Here is a 17,181-nt window from a genome sequence, read left to right as displayed (position 1 = left end):
AGCAGCGAACGCGCCGCGGCCCGATGGAGAGGACGGCGCATCCGGCGCCGACCATATCCGCGTGGCCGCGACCGTTTCCGATACAGCGACCCGCGGGTATCTGGCTTCGGCTCGGACGAGCCTCACAGTTGCGGGACAGCCCCGGAATCACACCGGTCTTCCCCGCGGGACACCGACATCATAAGCACGGCCGAAACCGGATGTCCGGTTCGCCGGGTCAGGCTGCGGGCGCCTGCAGGATGCCGAGCACCCGCTTGGCGGCGGCGTTGAACCGGCCCAGGTTCACCGTCGGCGCGCTGGTGACCACCAGCAGCAGCGTGGAGCTGAGCGGGAAGACCCCGACGCAGCCGCGGTCGGCCTCGAAGACCGCGGACTGCAGCCTGCCCTGGGTCACCAGGCTGGTGAAGTGGTCCCCGATGCCGATGGCGGCGGCGGCCATGGCCGAGCTGCGCATGGCGATCGAATCGCCGTGCGTCATCTGCCCCGAGACGTCGTCGGCCGCGACCACCAGCCCGTCCCGGCTGGTCATGACGGCGTGCTCGACGTCGGGGATCTCCTCGCAGGCGCGCTGCAGCAGCATCCCGACGGCACGCGGGTCGCCGAGGGCGATCTCGTGCCGGTCGAACGCCCGGCTCACAGCCGGATCGCCTGCTCGATCCGGCGCAGCTGGTGGCGGGCCAGCGCCAGGTTGCCGCGCGACTTGTCCAGCGCCAGGTAGAGGAAGAGCTCCTCGCCGTCGTTCCGGACCAGCGGCATGATCAGGTGGTACTGCGCGTTGAGGGTGACCAGGATGTCCTGGACGTTGTCCCCGAGCTGCAGCGCCTCGACCGCGCGCAGCTTGGCCCGCAGCACCTCGGTGTTCAGCGCGCCCGCCATGTCCAGGTCGAAGAGTTGATTGCCGCCCTGCTTCCCCAGCAGCATCCCGCTGCGCATGTCCACGAGGGCGATGCCGATGGCGCCGTCCACGCTCATGCCGTCCCGCAGTGCGTCGTCGAGCTTCATATCTGGTGCACTCCTGAATCCCTGCGCGGACGTCATCTCGGGTCGCCTGCGGTGGGACAGTCTCGGTACCGCCCGGAGGGCACGCTCGTCATTCATCATGGCTATGAACGCGCCTCCAAGCGGGCGTCATGTTTTGTGGCGAAAACTCAGAAAACCGGTCGGTTCTCATGAGCAGCGACAGCTTAGCAACGACCTTCGGGTTGGTCGATACTTCAAAAACTTGACTTATGGTCTGAAATAAGTCCTTTTAAATAGGACGAAGCCCGCAATTCCGGGGTGATCCCACAGCGGTGCCAACGCGCCTACCTGGGAGTTCATCCACGCAGGTCAGCACGCTTTCCGGATTTGCGAAGACAGTGAACGGCGGCGCTAAACGTGATGCCGATCACAAAAATCGACCATACAGCATGCAATTCCTGCGACGCCGCAGGAAATTAACTGGTCGAGTGCCCAGGGACTGTGATCAGCGGCGCAATACTCGGCGGCTGCCAGCCCAGCGCGGGCGCGACCAGCTCGACCGCGTCGTGCAGGATCTGCTCGTACTCGGCGCGGTGGAACTCGTAGGGCAATTCCAGGCGCAGCTCGGTGGTCTCGGCGAGCACCGGGTCGGCGTGCAGCCGCTGCACGATCTCCGCGGCGGGGCCGACCAGGTCGGGGGCGAAGAGCACGCGGCGCTCGCCCTGCGGGGCGAGGGTGCGCTCGCGCCTGGACTCGGCGTAGCGGCGGTACCGCTCGCGGGTGGCGCGGTCGGCGCCGTCGGTGGGGACGATGACCCGGCCGACGGCGACCCGGCCCGGCCGCGCCGGGTCGATCCGCTCCCGGTAGGCGGCGATGAGCGCCAGCTGGCTCGCGCCGAAGTCGTCGCTCTGCTCGCCGAGCACGATATTGCCGGTGAGCAGGTTCAGCCCGCGCTCGCCCGCCCAGCGCACCGAGCGGCCGCTGGAGCCGCCGTACCAGAGCCGGTCGATCAGCCCGGGGCTGTGCGGTTGCAGCCGGGGGCGCTGCGTGTTGCCCGGCGAGTGGATGACGGTGTCGGGGCCGCCCAGGTACCCGCCGCGCAGGTTCTCGACCAGCCGCTCGATCCTGGTGTAGGAGAGGTCGTAGGAGCGCCAGTCGCCGTCGAAGACCAGGTCGCCCATGAGCTCGGCGTGCGGCGGGGTGCCCGCGCTGAACCCGGGCTGCAACCGGCCGCGGGAGAGCACGTCGGCCAGCGCCAGGTCCTCGGCCAGCCGGAACGGGCTCTCGTAGCCGATGGGAATGACCGCGGAGCCCAGCTCGATCCGGGTCGTGCGCTGCGCCGCCGCGGCCAGGAAGACCGCCGCCGAGCCGACGCCGTGCTCCAGGTGCCGCTGCCGGATCCAGCCGCCGTCGAAGCCGAGCCGCTCGCCGTACTCGAAGAGCCGGAGCGTGTCCGCCAGCCCGGTGTACGGGTCGTCGTCGGCGAAGTTGCCCGGGGTGAGGAAGGCGAGAGTGGTGACGCTGGTCGGCACCCTGCCAGGAAACCCGCGCGAGCACCGCGCCGCCACCGTTGCGTTCAGCCGGATTCGATCGTCCGGCGGTGCATCCGGCCGCTCGCCCGGGTGGTCACCCTGACACCGGCCGCCCGGTGTCAGCCGCGGGGCGGAGGACGGCGGTGGGATCGTCCGCCGAATGGTGGATGCCGGAAGGGCGCGCCGGGCCTAGGATTCAGAGCAAACGACCGGCACGCGAACAGCAGGAGCGATCAGTGGACGCCGACACATCCCGCGACGAGCTCGACCGCACGGTGGACGCCGCCGCCGCGGGCGACGGCGCGGCGCTGCGCCGGCTGCTCGACCGGGTGCGCCCGCTGGTCACCCGCTACTGCCGGGCCCGGCTGGAGGCGGGCGCCGCCGACACCGTCGCCACCGGCGTCTGCGCCGAGCTGCTCACCGCGCTCCCCCGCTTCCGCGAGTCCGGCGGCTCCTTCCTCGCCTTCGCGTACCGGATGACCTCGCGCGCCGTCGCCGACGCGGTGCGCCGCCGGGGCGCGCGCAGCCAGGAGCCACTGGCGAACCTCCCGGAGAAGCAGCGCGAGGTGCTGGTGCTGCGGCTGGTGCTCGGGCTCTCCGCGGATCAGACCGCCAGCGCGCTGCACACCACCACCGGCGCGATCCGGGTCACCCAGCACGAGGCGCTGGACGCGCTGCGCAGCACGCTCGCCGCCGCCTGAGCCGGATCAGCGCCGCTCCCACGGGATCTGCTCGCAGCGGGCGGGGGCGGCGGCCGAGGGATGGGCTCAGCGGGAACCGAACTCGGGGGGCTCGAAGGAGCGGACCGGGGGCGGTTCGCCCGCGAACTTCTCCACCTGGACCAGGCAGCTGTTCGGCGACGGCCCCTGGGCCAGCGGGCTGGTGCCGATGTCGGGGGTGACGGCGTTCGGGTTGCCGTGCCGTTCCAGGCCGAGTTCGTCGTCCGGGTCGAACCAGGCGCCGGTGGCGATCTGGGCGACGCCGGGGAGCAGGGCGTCGGAGACCACGACCCCGGCCAGGAAGGCACCGCGGTCATTGAAGACGCGGACCAGGTCGCCCGCGCGCAGGCCGCGGGCGGCGGCGTCGGCGGGGTGCAGGCGCAGCGCTTCGCGGTCGGCGATCTTGGCGTCCCGGCTGGTCGGGCCGTTGTCGAGTTGGCTGTGCAGCCGGGTGGCGGGCTGGTTGGAGAGCAGGTGCAGCGGGAAGCGTTCGGCGCGTGGGTCGCCGAGCCACTCGCGGTCCGGGTACCAGGCGGGGTGGCCGAGCAGGTCGCCCCCGGCGGCGACGGCCCGCGAGTAGATCTCGATCCGGCCCGAGGGGGTGCGCAGCGGGTGCCGCTCGGGGTCGGCGCGGAAGCGTTCCAGGTCGTGTTCGCGCTCGGGGAGCTGCGGGCGCAGGTCCAGCGGCGGGCCCGCACGGAAGTCGCGGTAGGCGGGGAGCTCGATTCCCGCCGCGGCGGCGTCGGAGCGGGTCGTCTCCCAGGTGTGCTCGACCCACTCGGCGGTGCTGCGCCCGGCGGTGAAGGCGGCGCCGAAGCCGAGCCGCTCGGCCAGCGCGGCGAAGACGGCGTGGTCGTCGCGGGCCGCACCGTAGGGCTCGAAGACCGGGTGCATGGGGGTGAGCCAGTGGTCGCTGCTGCTGCCCGCGAAATCTTCGCGCTCCAGCGCGGTGGTGACCGGGAAGACGATGTCGGCGTGTCTGGCGGTGGCGGTCCAGCTGTGCTCGTTCACGATGACCGTGCCGGGGCGGGTCCAGGCGCGGCGCAGCCGGTTCAGGTCCTGGTGGTGGTGGAAGGGGTTGCCGCCCGCCCAGTAGACGAGGTCGATCTCCGGGTAGACGTGGTCGGCGCCGTTGTAGCGGTACCGCTGCCCCGGGCGCTCCAGCAGCTCGGTGATCCGCGAGACCGGGACGGTGTCCGGCACCGGGTTCGGCCCCTGCGGGACGGTGCCGATCGGGAAGGGCGGCACCCGGCGCTGCAGCGTGGTCCCCTTGCCGACCCCCGACCCCATCTGCACGCCGCCGCCGGGCAGCCCGATGTACCCCAGCGCGGCGGCCAGCGCCCAGGCCGCCCAGTACGGCTGCTCGCCGTGGCGGGCGCGCTGCACTGCGTAGGAGAGCCCGATCAGGCTGCGGCCCGCGGCGAGTCTGCGGGCCAGTGCGCGGATCTCGGCGGCGGGGACGCCGGAGAGCTCGGCCGCCCACTCCGGGGTCTTGGGCACCCCGTCGGCGCCGCGGACGTAGCGCGCGAACTCGTCGAAGCCGGTGGTGTAGCGGGCCAGGAAATCGTCGTCCTGCAACCCTTCGGCGAGCACCGTGTGCACCAGCGCCAGCAGCACCGGCACGTCGGCGTTCGGGCGGCAGGGCAGCCAGCGGGCGCCGACGGCGGCGTCCACATCGTCCCGGATCGGCCCGACGTGCACGATCTCCACCCCGGCGGCACCGAGTTCGGCCAGGTGCCCGCGGTCGTCGTGCGCGCCGAGCCCGCCGGGGTTGACCTGGGTGTTGCGGCTCGGCGCGCCACCGAAGAGCACCAGGCAGCGGCAGTGCTCGGCCACCTCGGCGGTGGTCGGCGCCTGCTTGCCCGCGTAGTAGGCGTTCAGCCCGATGATGTGCGGCACCACCACCTCGGCGGCGGCGAAGGAGTAGGTGTCGACCGAAGCGGTGTACCCGCCCGCCAGCCCGAGGAAGCGGTGCAGCTGGCCGGGCGCGTGGTGGAAGCGGCCCGCGCTGGCCCAGCCGTACGAGCCGCCGTAGATCGCGCGGTTGCCGTGCGCGGCGATGGTCCCGCGCAGCGCGGCGGCGGCGAGGTCGAGCGCCTCGTCCCACCCGACCTCGACGAACGGCTCGCGGCCGCGGCCCGCGCGGTCCCGGTCGCGCAGGTAGCCGCGCCGGACCGCGGGGCGGGCGATCCTGACCCCCGGGTCCCGCGCGGCGGCCAGCGACCGGCCGATCGGCGACGGGGCCGGGTCGGAGTCCGCGGGGCGGACCGCGATCCCGCCGTCCGGCGCTGGTCCGACCAGGTAGTTTCCCCAGTGCGTCGCGGTCAGTCGCGGTTCCGGCATCTGCTCCCCCCTCTGGTTCCAGCGAAACCTCGAGGTTACCGGCGCTCGGAATCGGACCGGGCCGACTGGGCCCCGGGCGATGCCGGGCCGCACCGACTGCGCACTGCGGAGGCCGCATCCGACTGCTCGCTGCCGATCCGCGCAGCGTGCGAGGTGTGTGCCCGCTACTCGATCCGCACCGGCACGTGCGTCCAGCCCGCGACGCTCGTCTCCCGCGACCGGCGCAGCCCTGCTCGGTCCACGGCGAACGACGGCATGGCGTCGAGCATGGCGTCCAGCCCGATCCGCCCCTCCAGCCGGGCCAGCGCGGCGCCGAGGCAGCGGTGGATGCCGTAGCCGAAGCCGAGGTTGTTGCCGCTGAACGGGCGGGTGATGTCGAAGCGCTCGGCGTCCGGCAGCGAGCGCGGGTCCCTGGTGGCGGCGGCGAGCAGCATGAGCACCGGGCGGTGCGCCGGGATCGTGCGGCCGTGCAGCGTGACGTCGCGCCGGGTGTAGCGCACGTCGTACTGCACCGGCCCCTCGTACCGCAGCACCTCCTCGAAGGCGCCTGCCAGCAGCGAGCGGTCCGCGCGCAGCGCCCGCCACTGCTCGGGGTGCTCGCCGAAGAGCACCGCCGCGCTGCCGAGCAGCTTGGCCACGGTCTCCGCGCCCGCCCCCGCGAGCAGCGAGATGAAGCCGAGGATCTCGCGGTCGGTGAGCCGAGTGGCGCCGCCCTCCTCGCGCTCCACTTCGACCTCGATCAACCTGCTGATCATGTCCTCCCGCGGCCGCGCCCTGCGCTCGGCGATCAGCGCGGCGTAATACCCCGTGCTGGCCTCCGCGGCCGCCCGCCCCGCCGCGCTCATCCCCATCTGCCCCGGCTCGCGCTCCAGCGGCGTCGCCAGCCACTGCCGCAGCTGCTGCCGATCCGCCTGCGGCACACCGAGCATGGTGGTGATCACCTCGATCGGGAAGAGGTTCGAGTACTCCGCGACCACGTCGAACCGCGCACTGCGCAGCCGGTCGGCGAAGGCGCGCACGGTCTCCCGGATCATCGGCTCCAGCCCGGCGATGGCACGCGGGGTGAAGACCGCGCTCACCAGCTTGCGCATCCTGGTGTGCTGCGGGGGATCCATCATGATGATCATGGGAATCCGCTGCTCCGGTGGCTCCGGGGCGAGCACCTGCTCCAGGGTCACCCCGCGGCCCGAGGAGAAGGTGTCGAAGTCCTTCATTCCGGGGACCACATCGGCGTAGCGGGAGAGCGCCCAGAAGCCGTAGCGGGCGCTGTGGTACACCGGCGCTTCGTCGCGCAACCGGCGGTAGACGGCCTGCGGGTCGTCGTGGAATGCGGCGGAGAAGGGATCGAATTCGATGGCGTCGTCGGCGACGAGCGAGTGATTCATGGCGTGCCTCTTGTCTGTCCGGCCGCTGCCAGGATTACACTTCTTACAGATTACGTAAAGGTTGTAAAGTGCCCTCGATTTCCTCCGCCGACCACGGAACCCGCACCCGCATCCTCCGGGCAACCTTCGAGGTGCTCGGGCGCAAGGGGTACGGCAAGCTGAGCCTCTCCGATGTGGCCGCGCAGGCGAAGGTCTCGCGACCGACGCTGTACCGGTTCTTCGCCTCCAAGGCCGAGCTGCTCGCCGCGTTCGGGGCATACGAGACGGCCAATATCGAGGCGGGGCTGCGTGCCGTCACCGACGGACTGGAAGGCCCCGCCCGGCTCGACGCGGTGCTGCGGTACATGGTGGAGCACCAGGCGTCGTACTCGCTGAGCCGCCTGGTCGACATCGAGCCGGACTACGTGCTGGTACAGCTCGAGCGGGTGATCCCGATCATGCGGAGGTTGCTGGAACCGGTGGTGACGCAGGGTGATCCGCGGATCGTCGCGGGAACGGTGGTGCGGGTCGCGGTCGCGCACTACCTGGTGGGCGGGGACGATCGGGCCGAGTTCCTGGCACAGCTGCGGCAGGCGGCGGGAATCGGCGCGCCCTGAACCCTCCTATCGCGCCATCGAAAGCGGGAATGCAGCGGCTCCGCGCCGCCCGCGGTTCACCCGCCGCTGGTCGAATGGGGTGGCATCGTCCGCGAGGAAGGAAGAGGCCATGACCAGCACCGATACGCACGCCGATGAGACCGTCGGCAAGCGCGTCACCGAGTTGACCACGATCTTCGAGCGGGGGCTGACCGAGAATCTCGGAGTCGGCGCGTCGCTGGGGATCCGGCTGGAGGCGGCGGGCGAGGGGTACACCCGCTACTACCTCGACCCCAACCCGGCGACGATCAACGCCATGTTCACGGTGCACGGCGGCGTGCTCGCCACGCTCATGGACACCGCCATGGGGAGCGCGGTCTTCACCAGGCTCGGCGACGGCGTCGCGTACACCACGCTGGAGCTCAAGCTGAACTTCATCCGGTCGGTGACGCTGGACGGGTCGCGGCTGACCTGCGCGGCGAACGCCGTGCACATCGGCCGCCGCACCGCGACCGCGGAGGGCAGGATCACCGACGCCGCGGGCAAGCTGATCGCGCACGGCAGCACCACCATCCTGGTGCTCCAGCCGGAGCAGTGACCGCGCGACGGCCCCCGCCCAGGGGGGCGGGGGCCGTCGGGTTCTCAGGCCACGGTGCGGCACTCGTCGATGAAGCGCACCAGCTCGCCGAGGCGGTCCGACTTCGCGTCCACCGCGCGGTCGATCACCTTGATCAGGTGCTCGTACGCCTCGGTGTGGTCGTAGGAGGCCACGTCGGCGATCTGCAGCGCCCAGCGCCAGTAGCCGCGCATCGTGTCCGCCAGCGGCATGCGGAAATGGGCGATGACGTCGCGCAGCGGGTCGACCACGTCGTCGCCGTGCACCCGCAGGTAGCGGCCGACCACGTCGGCCATGAAGCTGAAGTGCCGCGCCTCGTCGCGGGCCAGCCTGCCGAGCACGGCGGTGAGCACCGGTTCGGCGACCACGTCGCGCAGGTGCTGGTAGTACATCTGCGTCGCCTTCTCCTGCACCAGGGCGTAGGCGAAGAACTGCACCGGGTGGTCGTAGGGCAGGTCGAACGGCTTGCGCCCCTCGATGGCGAGTTCGTCGCGCAGGGCGCCGCGCTCGGCGATGCCCGCGGCGTCCTGGTAGCGGGCCAGCGCCCTGGCGTGCGTGTCCTCCTCCAGCGCCCAGCGCACGGTGAAGTGGTAGAGCTCGCGGTTGTGCGTGAAGGTGGCGAGGTCGACGGTGTCGTCCACCGGGAAGTGCCGGTGGTAGACGTCGAAGTAGCCGGGCAGGTGGTCCTCGATCAGGGTGACGAAGCGGACGGCGGAGCGCTGCCCGTCGGTGAGCCGGTCGGCGTCGGCGCGCGCCCAGTCGAAGGCGGTCTCCACGTCCCAGGCGCGGGCGGCGGGCGAGGCCGCGAGGAAGCCGTCCACCGCGGCCGCGACCTCGGTCACCGGAATGAGCCCGCTCACCGGGAGTTCCTACAGGTCAGCGCGTAGTGCTTGGTGGTGTAGCCCCAGCCGGCATTGGCGATCCCGAGGTAGTGGCGCAGTTGCTCGGCGAGGCCGGGGCGGTGTGCGTCGATGCGCTCGGCGGCGGCGTCCACGTTCGCGATCCAGTCCTCGATGGTGCGGTGGTAGTGCGCGGTGAGGTCGTCGACGGCGACGATCGAGAAGCCGGCGTTCTCGGCGGCGGCCAGCAGGTCGGAGAGCGGGCGCAGGTCGCCCCAGCCGAAGATGTCCTCCCGGACGAACTCGGTGCCCGCCCTGGTGTCGAAGGCGTTGCGCGCGGCGGCGTTCCGGAAGCAGCTCTCCGAGACGTACAGCGAGCCGCCGCGTTTCAGCACCGACCTGGCCCGGCGGAAGACGGCGTCCAGGTCCGGCATGTGCACGATCGAGCCGAGCAGCGTCACCGCGTCGAAGCTCCTCGCGGGCAGCTCCAGCTGCTCGAAGTGGCCGACCCGGGTGTGCACCCGGTCGGCCACCCCGCGCGCGGCGGCCTGCTCGGCGATGTAGCCGTGCTGGCGCGGCGCCGGGCTGATCCCCGTCGTCTCGCAGCCGAACTCCTGCGCCATGAACAGGATCAGCGACCCCCACCCGCAGCCGACGTCGAGCAGCCGCTCGCCGCCGGTGAGGCCGAGCCGGTTCGCCACGAACCGCAGCTTGCGGCGCTGCGCCTGCTCGAGCGTGTCACCCTCCGACTCGTACAGCGCCGAGCTGTACTTGCGCAGCGGGTCCAGGAACTGCCCGAAGATGTCCGGGTCGAGGTCGTAGTGCTGATTGGTGTCGGCGGTCACGGTCACGCTGTGTCCATCCGGCGTGCGCGAGGGCCCCCCGTGGTGACGCTCCGCTACCGCCTGCGGGCCTGACTCGCTCACGCCGCTTCCTCACGCAGGGCGCGGTCCACCACGGTTACCACGTCGTTCAGGCTGGAGAGGCCGAAGACCTCCTCGTCCTCCATCTCGATGTCGAAGGCGCGCTCGATCTTGGCGACCATGCGCAGCACCCGCACCGAGTCCACCCCCTCCATGCCGCGCAGGTCGGCCTCGGGGCGCAGCCCGGCGGCGGGGATGCCGGTCTCGGCGGTGGCGATCTCGGTGACGGTGCGCAGGATGTCGGCGGTGCTGGTCATGGTTGAACTCCATTCGCGAGGGCATGGGCGAGCAGGGCGACCTCGTCGTCGCCGAGGGTGAGCTGGTGCCGCACATCGGCCAGCTCGAAGGGCTGGTAACCGGCGGTCGAGATGGCGCAGAGCGCGCCGTCGGCGTCCCGCACCTCGGCCGCGGCCCGGATCGGGCGGCCCGGCGGGGTGTCGGCGAGCGACGCCACGCAGTGGTAGTCGCGGTCGACCAGCAGCGGGGTGAGGAAGCGGGTGCGCTGGCTGACGGTGAAGGCCGGGTGCTGCCTGGCGAGCACGATGAGGTTGCCCATGAGTTCGTCGGCGATCACCCCGATCAGCCCGCCGTGCACCACCCCCGGGTAGGACTCGTAGGCGCGGCCGAGCCGGAAGTCGGTGCGCAGCCCCTCCGGGTCGGGGGTGAAGCGCAGCCGCAGCCCGCGGTCGTTGTGCGGGGAGCAGCCGAAGCACTGGTAGTCCGGGATGACCGACCACGGCACCCGCACGGTCGCCGCCACGATCAGGCGATCACGTCGGCGAGCGCGCGGCGCACCCGCGCGTTGCTGGAGAGGTCCAGCCCGGTCATGCTGCCGAAGGTGCGGCGGATCTTGTCGTGCAGCACGTCCAGCTCGCCCTCGGCCGCCACCTGCTCCAGGAACAGGTCGAACCCGGTGTCGATGGTCTCGTGGTCGCCGAGCTCGCTGATGCCCGCCTTGAAGGTGCTCACCGGGTGCTTGATCTTCGCCTCCGAGCTGTACACGTAGAGCGTCTCCAGCACCGACGGCAACTCCTCCGGCTTCTTCCGCAGCCGCTCGGTGGTGTAGTGGATGAACTCGCGGGCGTGCCCGGCCTCGTCCCGGCTCGCGCTGAGCAGCAGCCCCTTCAGCACCGGCTCCCGCACCCAGGCGGCGACCGCGCGGTAGATGTGGTTCACCGTGAGCTCGGAGATGATGTTGGTGGCCAGCGTCGCCGACGGCGTGGTCCCCGGCGCGTACGGCTCGCGCATGGCGTCGACCGCCTCGCCGTCCACCGCCTCGCCGACCGCGGCCAGCCAGGCCCGGAAGGCGTAGTGGTGCTGCACCTCCTGGTAGCCCCAGACCACGGCGAAGGTGGAGAAGTCGTAGTCGTCGACGAACTCGTTCAGGAAGCCGTGCACGGCCGCGATGACGTTGGACTCGCCCATCGTCGCGCTCTTGGCCAGGGTCACGTACTCGGGCTCGACCAGGCTCCGGTCGACGGCGCCGAGGTCGAGGTCGGCGAGGCGCCAGTGCAGGCGCTCGTAGTGGCGGAAGACGTCGTAACTGTGCACGGTTGCTCCGATTTCCGGTGGGGTCTACTGTCCGACGAGGCTGCGGGCGGCCTGGCGCTGCAGCTTGCCGCTGCTGGTCCGGGGAATGCTGCGCGGCGCGACCAGGTGCACCTCGACCGCGGTGAGCCCGAGCTCGACGCCGGTCGCCGCCCGGATCCGCTCGGCGAGCTGCTCGGCGGCGGCGCCGGTCAGCTCGGTCTCCGCGATCAGCGTGATGACGTCGGCGTCCGGCTCGGCCGCCGCGGTGCACCGGTTCCGGTACAGCCCGGGCACGCCGCGCACCGCGGCCTCGACATCCTGGGCGTAGTAGTTGACGCCGCGCACGGTGATCATGTCCTTGCAGCGGCCGGTGACGAAGAGCTCGCCCGCGCGCAGGTAGCCGAGGTCGCCGGTGCGCAGCCAGCCGTCGGCGAAGAGCCCGGCCACGCTCGCCGGGTCGGCGGTCAGGTAGCCGTCGGTGACCGACGGGCCCTGGATGAGGATCTCGCCGACCCCGCCGTCCGGCAGCTCGGTGCCGTCCAGGTCGACCACGCGCAGCCGCATCCCGGCCACCGGGGCGCCGACCCCGGCCACCGCCCGCGCGCTGGGCAGCTCCGGCGCCACCGGCAGCGCGACCGCGTCGTCGGCGAGCCAGGTGCGGTCCACCCACTCGAAGTGCGGGGCGCGGTGCAGCGGCGGAAAGGCGACGGCCAGCGTCGCCTCGGCCATGCCGTAGACGCCGAACATGGCGGTGTCGCCGAAACCCGCCGGCGCGAAACGTTTCCGGAAGGCGTCGACCACCTCGTAGGAGATCGGCTCGGAGCCGTTGAACGCGATCCGCCAGCGGCTCAGCTCGTAGCGGGTCACCTCGGCGGGCGGGACCGCGGCGAGCAGCGCCTCGTAGCCGAAGTTCGGCATGGCGGTGATGGTGGTGCCGGACTCGGCGAACTGCGCCAGCCAGCGCGCCGGGTCCTTGACGAAGGCGAGCGGCGACCACACGTGCGCCGGGATGCCGCGCAGGATCGCCGAGAGCGTGCCGAACAGCCCCATGTCGTGGAAGAGCGGCAGCCAGAAGCCACCGCGGTCGTCCAGGTCCAGCGCGATCCCGGTGCGGATGGCGCCCAGCCCGCTCAGCACATTGCGGTGCGTGAGCCGCACGCCCTTCGGGGTCGCGGTGCTGCCCGAGGTGAACTGCACGACGGCGAGATCGTCGGCGCCGAGCGCGGGCAGCAGGGTGTCCGCACTGTGATCCTCGGCCGTCAGCTCCTCGATATCCAGGAATCGCACGGTGGAATCACCGGCGAGCGCGGGCACCATCGCGGCGAAGCGGTGCGAGACCAGCACCGTGCGCATTCCGGCGGCCGCGGTGATCGCCTCGAGTCTCCGCGGGAAGGCGGCGGTCTGTTTCGCGCCCGCGGGCAGCGGCAGCGGAGTGGCGGCGCCGCCCGCGGCCGCGGCGCCGAAGAGCGAGACCAGGAATTCGGGTGCGTTCGGGCAGAGGATGCCGACCGGCTCGCCGCGGCCGACCCCGTACCGGACCAGCGCGGCGGCCAGCACGCCCGCGCGCCGGTGCAGCTCGGCATAGGGGACGGTCTCCGACACCGACCAGAACGTGGCGGGTACCGCGGGAAATTCGGCCGCGATTCCGGCCATGCGGCCGGGGAGAGTTTCGGCGAGATCCGCAGAATGCATGTCGGCAACGACACCAGCGAATTGTGACGGCACCGCGAATTCACTGTGAACGACGGCCTTCGATAAGGAAGGCCGATCGCCCGATCACGCTGCGCGATAACGAAGTTCGGCTATGACGCGATAGAAGCGGCCGATCACCGCGCGACCGCGTTCGCACTGTCGCGACGATTGCACGGACATTGTTCTCCGCATTCAGGAGTCACCGGTGAGTTCGGAACGATCCGCGGTGCAAGAATTGTCGCCGGTGCAGCTGGCGGTCATCGACAGCATCGCCCCGCACATGCGGCACAACCCGTACGACAGCTACGCGGTGCTCCGCGCGGCGGGCTCCTTCGTTCCAGGTCCGCACGAGACGCACCTGGTGACCGGGCACCGCGCGGCGCAGGCGATCCTGCAGGACCCGCGGTGGAGCCACGCCGAGGAGCCGCAGCTGCTGCACGGCGACAGCGACGTGGAGCTGCCCGGGTCGTTCCTCTGGATGGAGCCGCCGGAGCACACCCGGCTGCGCGGGCTGGTGAGCACGGCGTTCACCGCGCGCACCGTGCACGCGCTGCGCGAGCGGGCCGAGCGGCTGGTGCACGAGCTGTTCACCCTGGCGTTGGGCCGCGGCGAGGTCGACCTGCTGGACGCGCTCGCCTACCCGCTGCCGCTCACCCTGGTCTGTGAGCTGCTCGGGGTGCCCGCCGAGGCGCACGAGCACGTGCGCCGGATCTCCGCCGACATCGCCCGCGGCCTCGACCCGGACGTGCTGCTCTCCCCCGCCGAGCTGGCCGCCCGCAGCGCCGCGGTCACCGCCTTCCTGGAGTTCTTCGGCGACCTCACCGACCGGCGCAGGCACACCCCGGCGGATGACCTGATCACCGCGCTGGTGCAGGCCGACGACGCGGGCGCCCGGCTCACCCGCACCGAGCTGCTCGGCACCCTGCTCATCCTGGTGGTCGCCGGGCACGAGACCACGGTGAACCTGATCGGCAACGGCGTGCTGGCGCTGATCCGGAACCCGGAGCAGTTCGAGCGGCTGCGCGCCTTCCCCGACCTCGCCGCGGCCGCGGTGGACGAGGTGCTCCGCTACGACGCCCCGGTCCACCTGACCACCCGCACCGCGCGCGCCGAGCTCACCGTCGGCGAGCGCGCCTTCGCCCCCGGCGACGCGGTGATCGTGCTGCTCGGCTCCGCCAACCGGGACCCGGAGGCCTTCCCCGATGCCGACACCTTCGACATCGCCCGGTACGCCCGCGGCCGGAAGGTCGAGCGGCACCTGTCCTTCGGGCTCGGGCTGCACTACTGCCTCGGCGCGCCGCTGGCCCGGCTGGAGATGGAGCTGGTGCTGCGCGCGCTCGCCGCGCGGGTCGGCGCGGTGACATTGCTCGAGGAACCCCCCTACAAGCCGAATGTGGTGGTGCGCGGAGTGTCGCGGCTGCTCGTACATCTGGAGGGCACGTGACTGTCGCGGACGAGATCACCTTCGACGCCTTCGAGCCGAGTGAGCGGGCCGACCCGTACCCGGCCTACCGCCGGGTGCGGGACGCCGCCGCGCTCTTCCCCTACTCCTTCGGCGACGTCCCGGTCACCCTGGTCACCCGGTACGAGGAGTGCGCCGCCATTCTCACCGGGAACGACTGGGGCCACGGCTACGCCGCGGGCATCAGCCCGTTCCGGGACACCACCGCGGCCATCCCCGGCTCCTTCGTCCGGATGGACCCGCCGGAGCACAGCCGCTACCACAAGCTGGTGGCCAGGGGCTTCACCCCGCGGGTCATGGCCGACCTGGCGCCGGTGGCCGGGCAGGTCGTCGGCGACCTGGTGGACGAGGCGCTGCGCCGCGGCGAGCTCGACATCCTGAACGACCTGGCGGTCCCGCTCGCGGTCGCCATGGTCCCGGTCCGGCTGCTCGGCGCCGACCCGGCCGACGGCGCGCTCTTCCGCGCCTGGCAGCTCGCCATCGCCCGCGGCACCGACCCGGACTCCATGCTCGCCGAGGCCGATGTCGCGGCGCGCGGCGCGGCGGCGCTGGAGTGCATGGGGTACTTCGCGCGGGTCGTGCGGCAGCGCGCCGACGCGCCCGGCGACGATCTGCTCGGCTCGCTCGTGGCGGCGGTGGGCGACGGCGCGCTCGAGGCGCCGGAGGTGATCGGCATCGCGCTGCTCACCCTGGTCGCCGGGATGGAGACCTCGATCAACCTGATCGGCAACGGCATGCTCGCGCTGCTCCGCAACCCGGACCAGCTGCGGCTGCTGCGGGCGAACCGGGAGCTGATCGGCCCCGCGCTGGACGAGATGCTGCGCTACGACGCGCCGACGCAGTTCACGATCCGGGTCGCGCTGAACGACACCGAGGTCGGCGGGCACGAATTCCGCCGTGGCGACGGGGTGGTCGTGCTCACCGCCTCGGCGAGCCGGGACGACCGGGTGTACCGGGCGGCGGATCGCTTCGACATCACCCGCTACGCCGGGAATCGCCCCGCGCGGCGGCACCTCGGCTTCAGCCTCGGCATCCACTACTGCGTCGGGGCGCCGCTGGCCAGAATCGAGGCGGAGGCGGCGATCGGCGCCCTGCTCGACCGGGCGCCGGAGCTCGCGCTCGCCACCGACACCGTCGAGTACCGGCCCAGCCTGATCCACCGCGGGATCGTCTCGCTGCCGGTGACGCTGTGAGGGCGGTCGTCCTCGGGGCCGGGATCGCCGGGCTGCTCGCCGCCAGGGTGCTGACCGAGCACTACACCGAGGTCGTCCTGGTGGAACGGGATGCGCTGGACGACGGTTGGCGGCGCGGGGTCCCGCAGGCGCGCCACCTGCACGGGCTGCTCGACCGCGGCCGCACGGTGCTGGAGGAGCTCTTCCCCGGCTTCACCGCCGAGGCGGCGGCGCGTGGGGCGACCACGGCCGAGGCACTGGTCGGCACCCGGTGGTACCTGGGCGGAGCCAGGCTGGCGCCGACCTCGACCGGGCTGACGTCGGTCATGGCGACGAGGCCGCTACTGGAAGCGATCGTCCGCGAGCGTGTTCTGGCGCTGCCGGGGGTCCGGCTGCACACCGGTTCCGTGCGCGGGCTCATCGGTGACGCGCACGCGGTGCGTGGCGTGCGCCTGACCGCTGCCGAACTCACCGCCGACCTGGTGGTCGACGCCACCGGCCGCGGCTCCCGCGCCCCGCAGTACCTCGCCGACCTCGGTGCCCCCGTTCCCGCCGAGGAGCGGCTGGAGGTCGACCTCGGCTACGCGTCGGCGTTCTTCCCGCGCACCGAGGGCCAGCTGGACGGCCAGTCCTCGGTGATCATCTCGACCGGCCCGAACGGTCGTGGCGGCGGCGCGATCCGGGTGGAGGGCGACCGCTGGCACGTCACCCTGGCGGGCATGCTCGGCGACCACCCGCCCACCGACCTGCCCGGCTTCACCGCCTTCGCCGCCACCATCGCGGCACCCGACATCCATGCCCTGATCACCGCCGCCGCCCCGCTCGGCGAGATCACCCCGCACCGCTTCCGCTCCCCGCTGCGCCGCCGCTTCGAGCGGCTGCGCACCGTCCCGGCCGGTTTCCTGGTCATCGGCGACGCCCTGTGCAGCTTCAACCCGCTCTACGCGCAGGGCATGGCGGTGGCCGCGCAGCAGGCGCTGGTCCTGCGCGACTGCCTGGCAGCCGAAGCGTCGGCGGCCACCGGGCACGCTCCGGGCGCCGCCGCATCCCGCGGGAGCGCCACGGCGGGCCATGCCACCGCCGGGTCCGCAGGCCGAGCGCCCGACCCCCACCTTCCCGCCCGGTTCTACGCGGCGGCGAGCGCGGTGGTCGATGTCGCCTGGCGCCTCTCGGCCGGCTCCGACCTCGCCAATCCCGGCGTGCCCGGCACGCGCACGGCGCGCACCCGGCTCACCAACGCCTATGTGGCGCGGGCGCATCGCGCAGCGCACGCCGACCCGGTGGTCTCCCGCGCCTTCCTGCGGGTCGGCAACCTCGTCGACCCGCCCGCGGCGCTGCTGCGGCCCGCCATCGCCCGCCGGATCCTGCTGCCCCGCAGCGCGAACGGGACGGGCGAGCCGACCGGGTGAGCGGCCGCAGCGCCGCGGCCGCGC

At 72.4% G+C, this 17,181-nt stretch carries 17 protein-coding genes and 1 riboswitch; of the genes, 6 read left to right on the top strand and 11 right to left on the bottom strand.

All coding sequences use genetic code 11. The annotated features are described in order from the left end of the window. Positions 1-73 precede the first annotated feature (73 nt). Positions 74-207: riboswitch (cobalamin riboswitch) on the bottom strand. A gap of 10 nt (positions 208-217) precedes the next feature. From ACFUUZ_RS07725 to ACFUUZ_RS07715, 3 genes are all read right to left on the bottom strand, one after another. Next, entirely contained in the window at positions 218-637 is a 420-nt protein-coding gene (locus tag ACFUUZ_RS07725; RefSeq protein WP_378693644.1) for a roadblock/LC7 domain-containing protein, read from the bottom strand. Beyond that, the gene (locus ACFUUZ_RS07720) at positions 634-1,002 is read right to left on the bottom strand and encodes a hypothetical protein (RefSeq protein WP_378693642.1); all 369 of its coding nucleotides are present in this window, start codon (positions 1,000-1,002) and stop codon (positions 634-636) included. The genes ACFUUZ_RS07725 and ACFUUZ_RS07720 overlap by 4 nt, the downstream gene beginning before the upstream one ends. A gap of 434 nt (positions 1,003-1,436) precedes the next feature. Continuing rightward, positions 1,437-2,492 carry an LLM class flavin-dependent oxidoreductase gene (locus ACFUUZ_RS07715; RefSeq protein WP_378693640.1) on the bottom strand — a complete coding sequence of 352 codons (1,056 nt, stop codon included), beginning with the start codon at positions 2,490-2,492 and terminating at the stop codon, positions 1,437-1,439. A 236-nt stretch (positions 2,493-2,728) separates the two neighbouring features. On the opposite strand from ACFUUZ_RS07715, the gene ACFUUZ_RS07710 reads away from it, so the two are divergent. Continuing rightward, positions 2,729-3,193: a sigma factor gene (locus tag ACFUUZ_RS07710; protein ID WP_378693638.1), complete on the top strand. Its 465-nt coding sequence runs from the start codon at positions 2,729-2,731 to the stop codon at positions 3,191-3,193. Positions 3,194-3,259: 66 nt separating this feature from the next. On the opposite strand, the gene ACFUUZ_RS07705 is transcribed toward ACFUUZ_RS07710, so the two are convergent. Continuing rightward, on the bottom strand, positions 3,260-5,554 hold the full coding sequence (locus ACFUUZ_RS07705) for a molybdopterin-dependent oxidoreductase (RefSeq protein ID WP_378693636.1): 2,295 nt from the start codon (positions 5,552-5,554) through the stop codon (positions 3,260-3,262). A 164-nt stretch (positions 5,555-5,718) separates the two neighbouring features. After that, positions 5,719-6,939, bottom strand: coding sequence for a cytochrome P450 (locus ACFUUZ_RS07700; protein WP_378693634.1), 1,221 nt, complete (start codon positions 6,937-6,939; stop codon positions 5,719-5,721). 68 nt (positions 6,940-7,007) lie between these two features. On the opposite strand from ACFUUZ_RS07700, the gene ACFUUZ_RS07695 reads away from it, so the two are divergent. Together ACFUUZ_RS07695 and ACFUUZ_RS07690 are read left to right on the top strand one after the other, a co-directional pair. Next, a complete protein-coding gene (locus ACFUUZ_RS07695; protein WP_378693632.1) occupies positions 7,008-7,535 on the top strand; it encodes a TetR/AcrR family transcriptional regulator in 528 nt (175 codons plus the stop codon). A 109-nt stretch (positions 7,536-7,644) separates the two neighbouring features. Beyond that, positions 7,645-8,112, top strand: a complete 468-nt coding sequence (locus ACFUUZ_RS07690; protein WP_378693630.1) for a PaaI family thioesterase — start codon at positions 7,645-7,647, stop codon at positions 8,110-8,112. A gap of 44 nt (positions 8,113-8,156) precedes the next feature. Here ACFUUZ_RS07690 and ACFUUZ_RS07685 read toward each other — a convergent pair whose 3' ends face one another. The 6 genes from ACFUUZ_RS07685 to ACFUUZ_RS07660 form a co-directional block, all read right to left on the bottom strand. Then, complete coding sequence (locus ACFUUZ_RS07685) at positions 8,157-8,990, bottom strand: acyl-ACP desaturase (RefSeq protein ID WP_378693628.1); 834 nt, start codon at positions 8,988-8,990, stop codon at positions 8,157-8,159. Further along, positions 8,987-9,820: an SAM-dependent methyltransferase gene (locus ACFUUZ_RS07680; protein ID WP_378693626.1), complete on the bottom strand. Its 834-nt coding sequence runs from the start codon at positions 9,818-9,820 to the stop codon at positions 8,987-8,989. Before ACFUUZ_RS07680 ends, ACFUUZ_RS07685 begins: the two co-directional genes overlap by 4 nt. Before the next feature lie 71 nt (positions 9,821-9,891). Continuing rightward, entirely contained in the window at positions 9,892-10,149 is a 258-nt protein-coding gene (locus ACFUUZ_RS07675; protein WP_378693624.1) for an acyl carrier protein, read from the bottom strand. Continuing rightward, positions 10,146-10,652 (bottom strand): PaaI family thioesterase, encoded by a 507-nt coding sequence (locus ACFUUZ_RS07670; protein ID WP_378693622.1) that lies wholly within the window; start codon positions 10,650-10,652, stop codon positions 10,146-10,148. The genes ACFUUZ_RS07675 and ACFUUZ_RS07670 overlap by 4 nt, the downstream gene beginning before the upstream one ends. Positions 10,653-10,654: 2 nt before the next feature. Then, positions 10,655-11,443, bottom strand: a complete 789-nt coding sequence (locus ACFUUZ_RS07665) for a ferritin-like domain-containing protein (protein WP_378693620.1) — start codon at positions 11,441-11,443, stop codon at positions 10,655-10,657. 24 nt (positions 11,444-11,467) lie between these two features. After that, positions 11,468-13,114 carry an AMP-binding protein gene (locus ACFUUZ_RS07660; protein WP_378693618.1) on the bottom strand — a complete coding sequence of 549 codons (1,647 nt, stop codon included), beginning with the start codon at positions 13,112-13,114 and terminating at the stop codon, positions 11,468-11,470. 205 nt (positions 13,115-13,319) lie between these two features. Here ACFUUZ_RS07660 and ACFUUZ_RS07655 point away from each other — a divergent pair, with 205 nt between their 5' ends. The 3 genes from ACFUUZ_RS07655 to ACFUUZ_RS07645 are packed head-to-tail and all read left to right on the top strand — an operon-like array spanning position 13,320 to position 17,157. Next, entirely contained in the window at positions 13,320-14,558 is a 1,239-nt protein-coding gene (locus ACFUUZ_RS07655) for a cytochrome P450 (protein ID WP_378693616.1), read from the top strand. Continuing rightward, positions 14,555-15,769 (top strand): cytochrome P450, encoded by a 1,215-nt coding sequence (locus ACFUUZ_RS07650; protein ID WP_378693614.1) that lies wholly within the window; start codon positions 14,555-14,557, stop codon positions 15,767-15,769. Before ACFUUZ_RS07655 ends, ACFUUZ_RS07650 begins: the two co-directional genes overlap by 4 nt. Beyond that, a complete protein-coding gene (locus ACFUUZ_RS07645; protein ID WP_378693612.1) occupies positions 15,766-17,157 on the top strand; it encodes an FAD-dependent oxidoreductase in 1,392 nt (463 codons plus the stop codon). The genes ACFUUZ_RS07650 and ACFUUZ_RS07645 overlap by 4 nt, the downstream gene beginning before the upstream one ends. The last annotated feature ends 24 nt before the right edge of the window (positions 17,158-17,181 follow it).

The sequence above is a fragment of the Nocardia sp. NPDC057353 genome, assembly GCF_042667085.1.
GTDB lineage: Bacteria > Actinomycetota > Actinomycetes > Mycobacteriales > Mycobacteriaceae > Nocardia.
The sequence above is the reverse complement of the archived record's forward strand: the minus strand, read 5'-3'. Positions and strand labels throughout refer to the sequence as shown.

What these genes read in the sequence shown, in the direction of transcription:
- ACFUUZ_RS07690 (WP_378693630.1), top strand. Translation starts at nt 7,645, where the DNA reads ATGACCAGCACCGATACGCACGCCGATGAGACCGTCGGCAAGCGCGTC.
- ACFUUZ_RS07660 (WP_378693618.1), bottom strand. Translation starts at nt 13,114, where the DNA reads ATGCATTCTGCGGATCTCGCCGAAACTCTCCCCGGCCGCATGGCCGGA.
- ACFUUZ_RS07700 (WP_378693634.1), bottom strand. Translation starts at nt 6,939, where the DNA reads ATGAATCACTCGCTCGTCGCCGACGACGCCATCGAATTCGATCCCTTC.
- ACFUUZ_RS07705 (WP_378693636.1), bottom strand. Translation starts at nt 5,554, where the DNA reads ATGCCGGAACCGCGACTGACCGCGACGCACTGGGGAAACTACCTGGTC.
- ACFUUZ_RS07720 (WP_378693642.1), bottom strand. Translation starts at nt 1,002, where the DNA reads ATGAAGCTCGACGACGCACTGCGGGACGGCATGAGCGTGGACGGCGCC.
- ACFUUZ_RS07675 (WP_378693624.1), bottom strand. Translation starts at nt 10,149, where the DNA reads ATGACCAGCACCGCCGACATCCTGCGCACCGTCACCGAGATCGCCACC.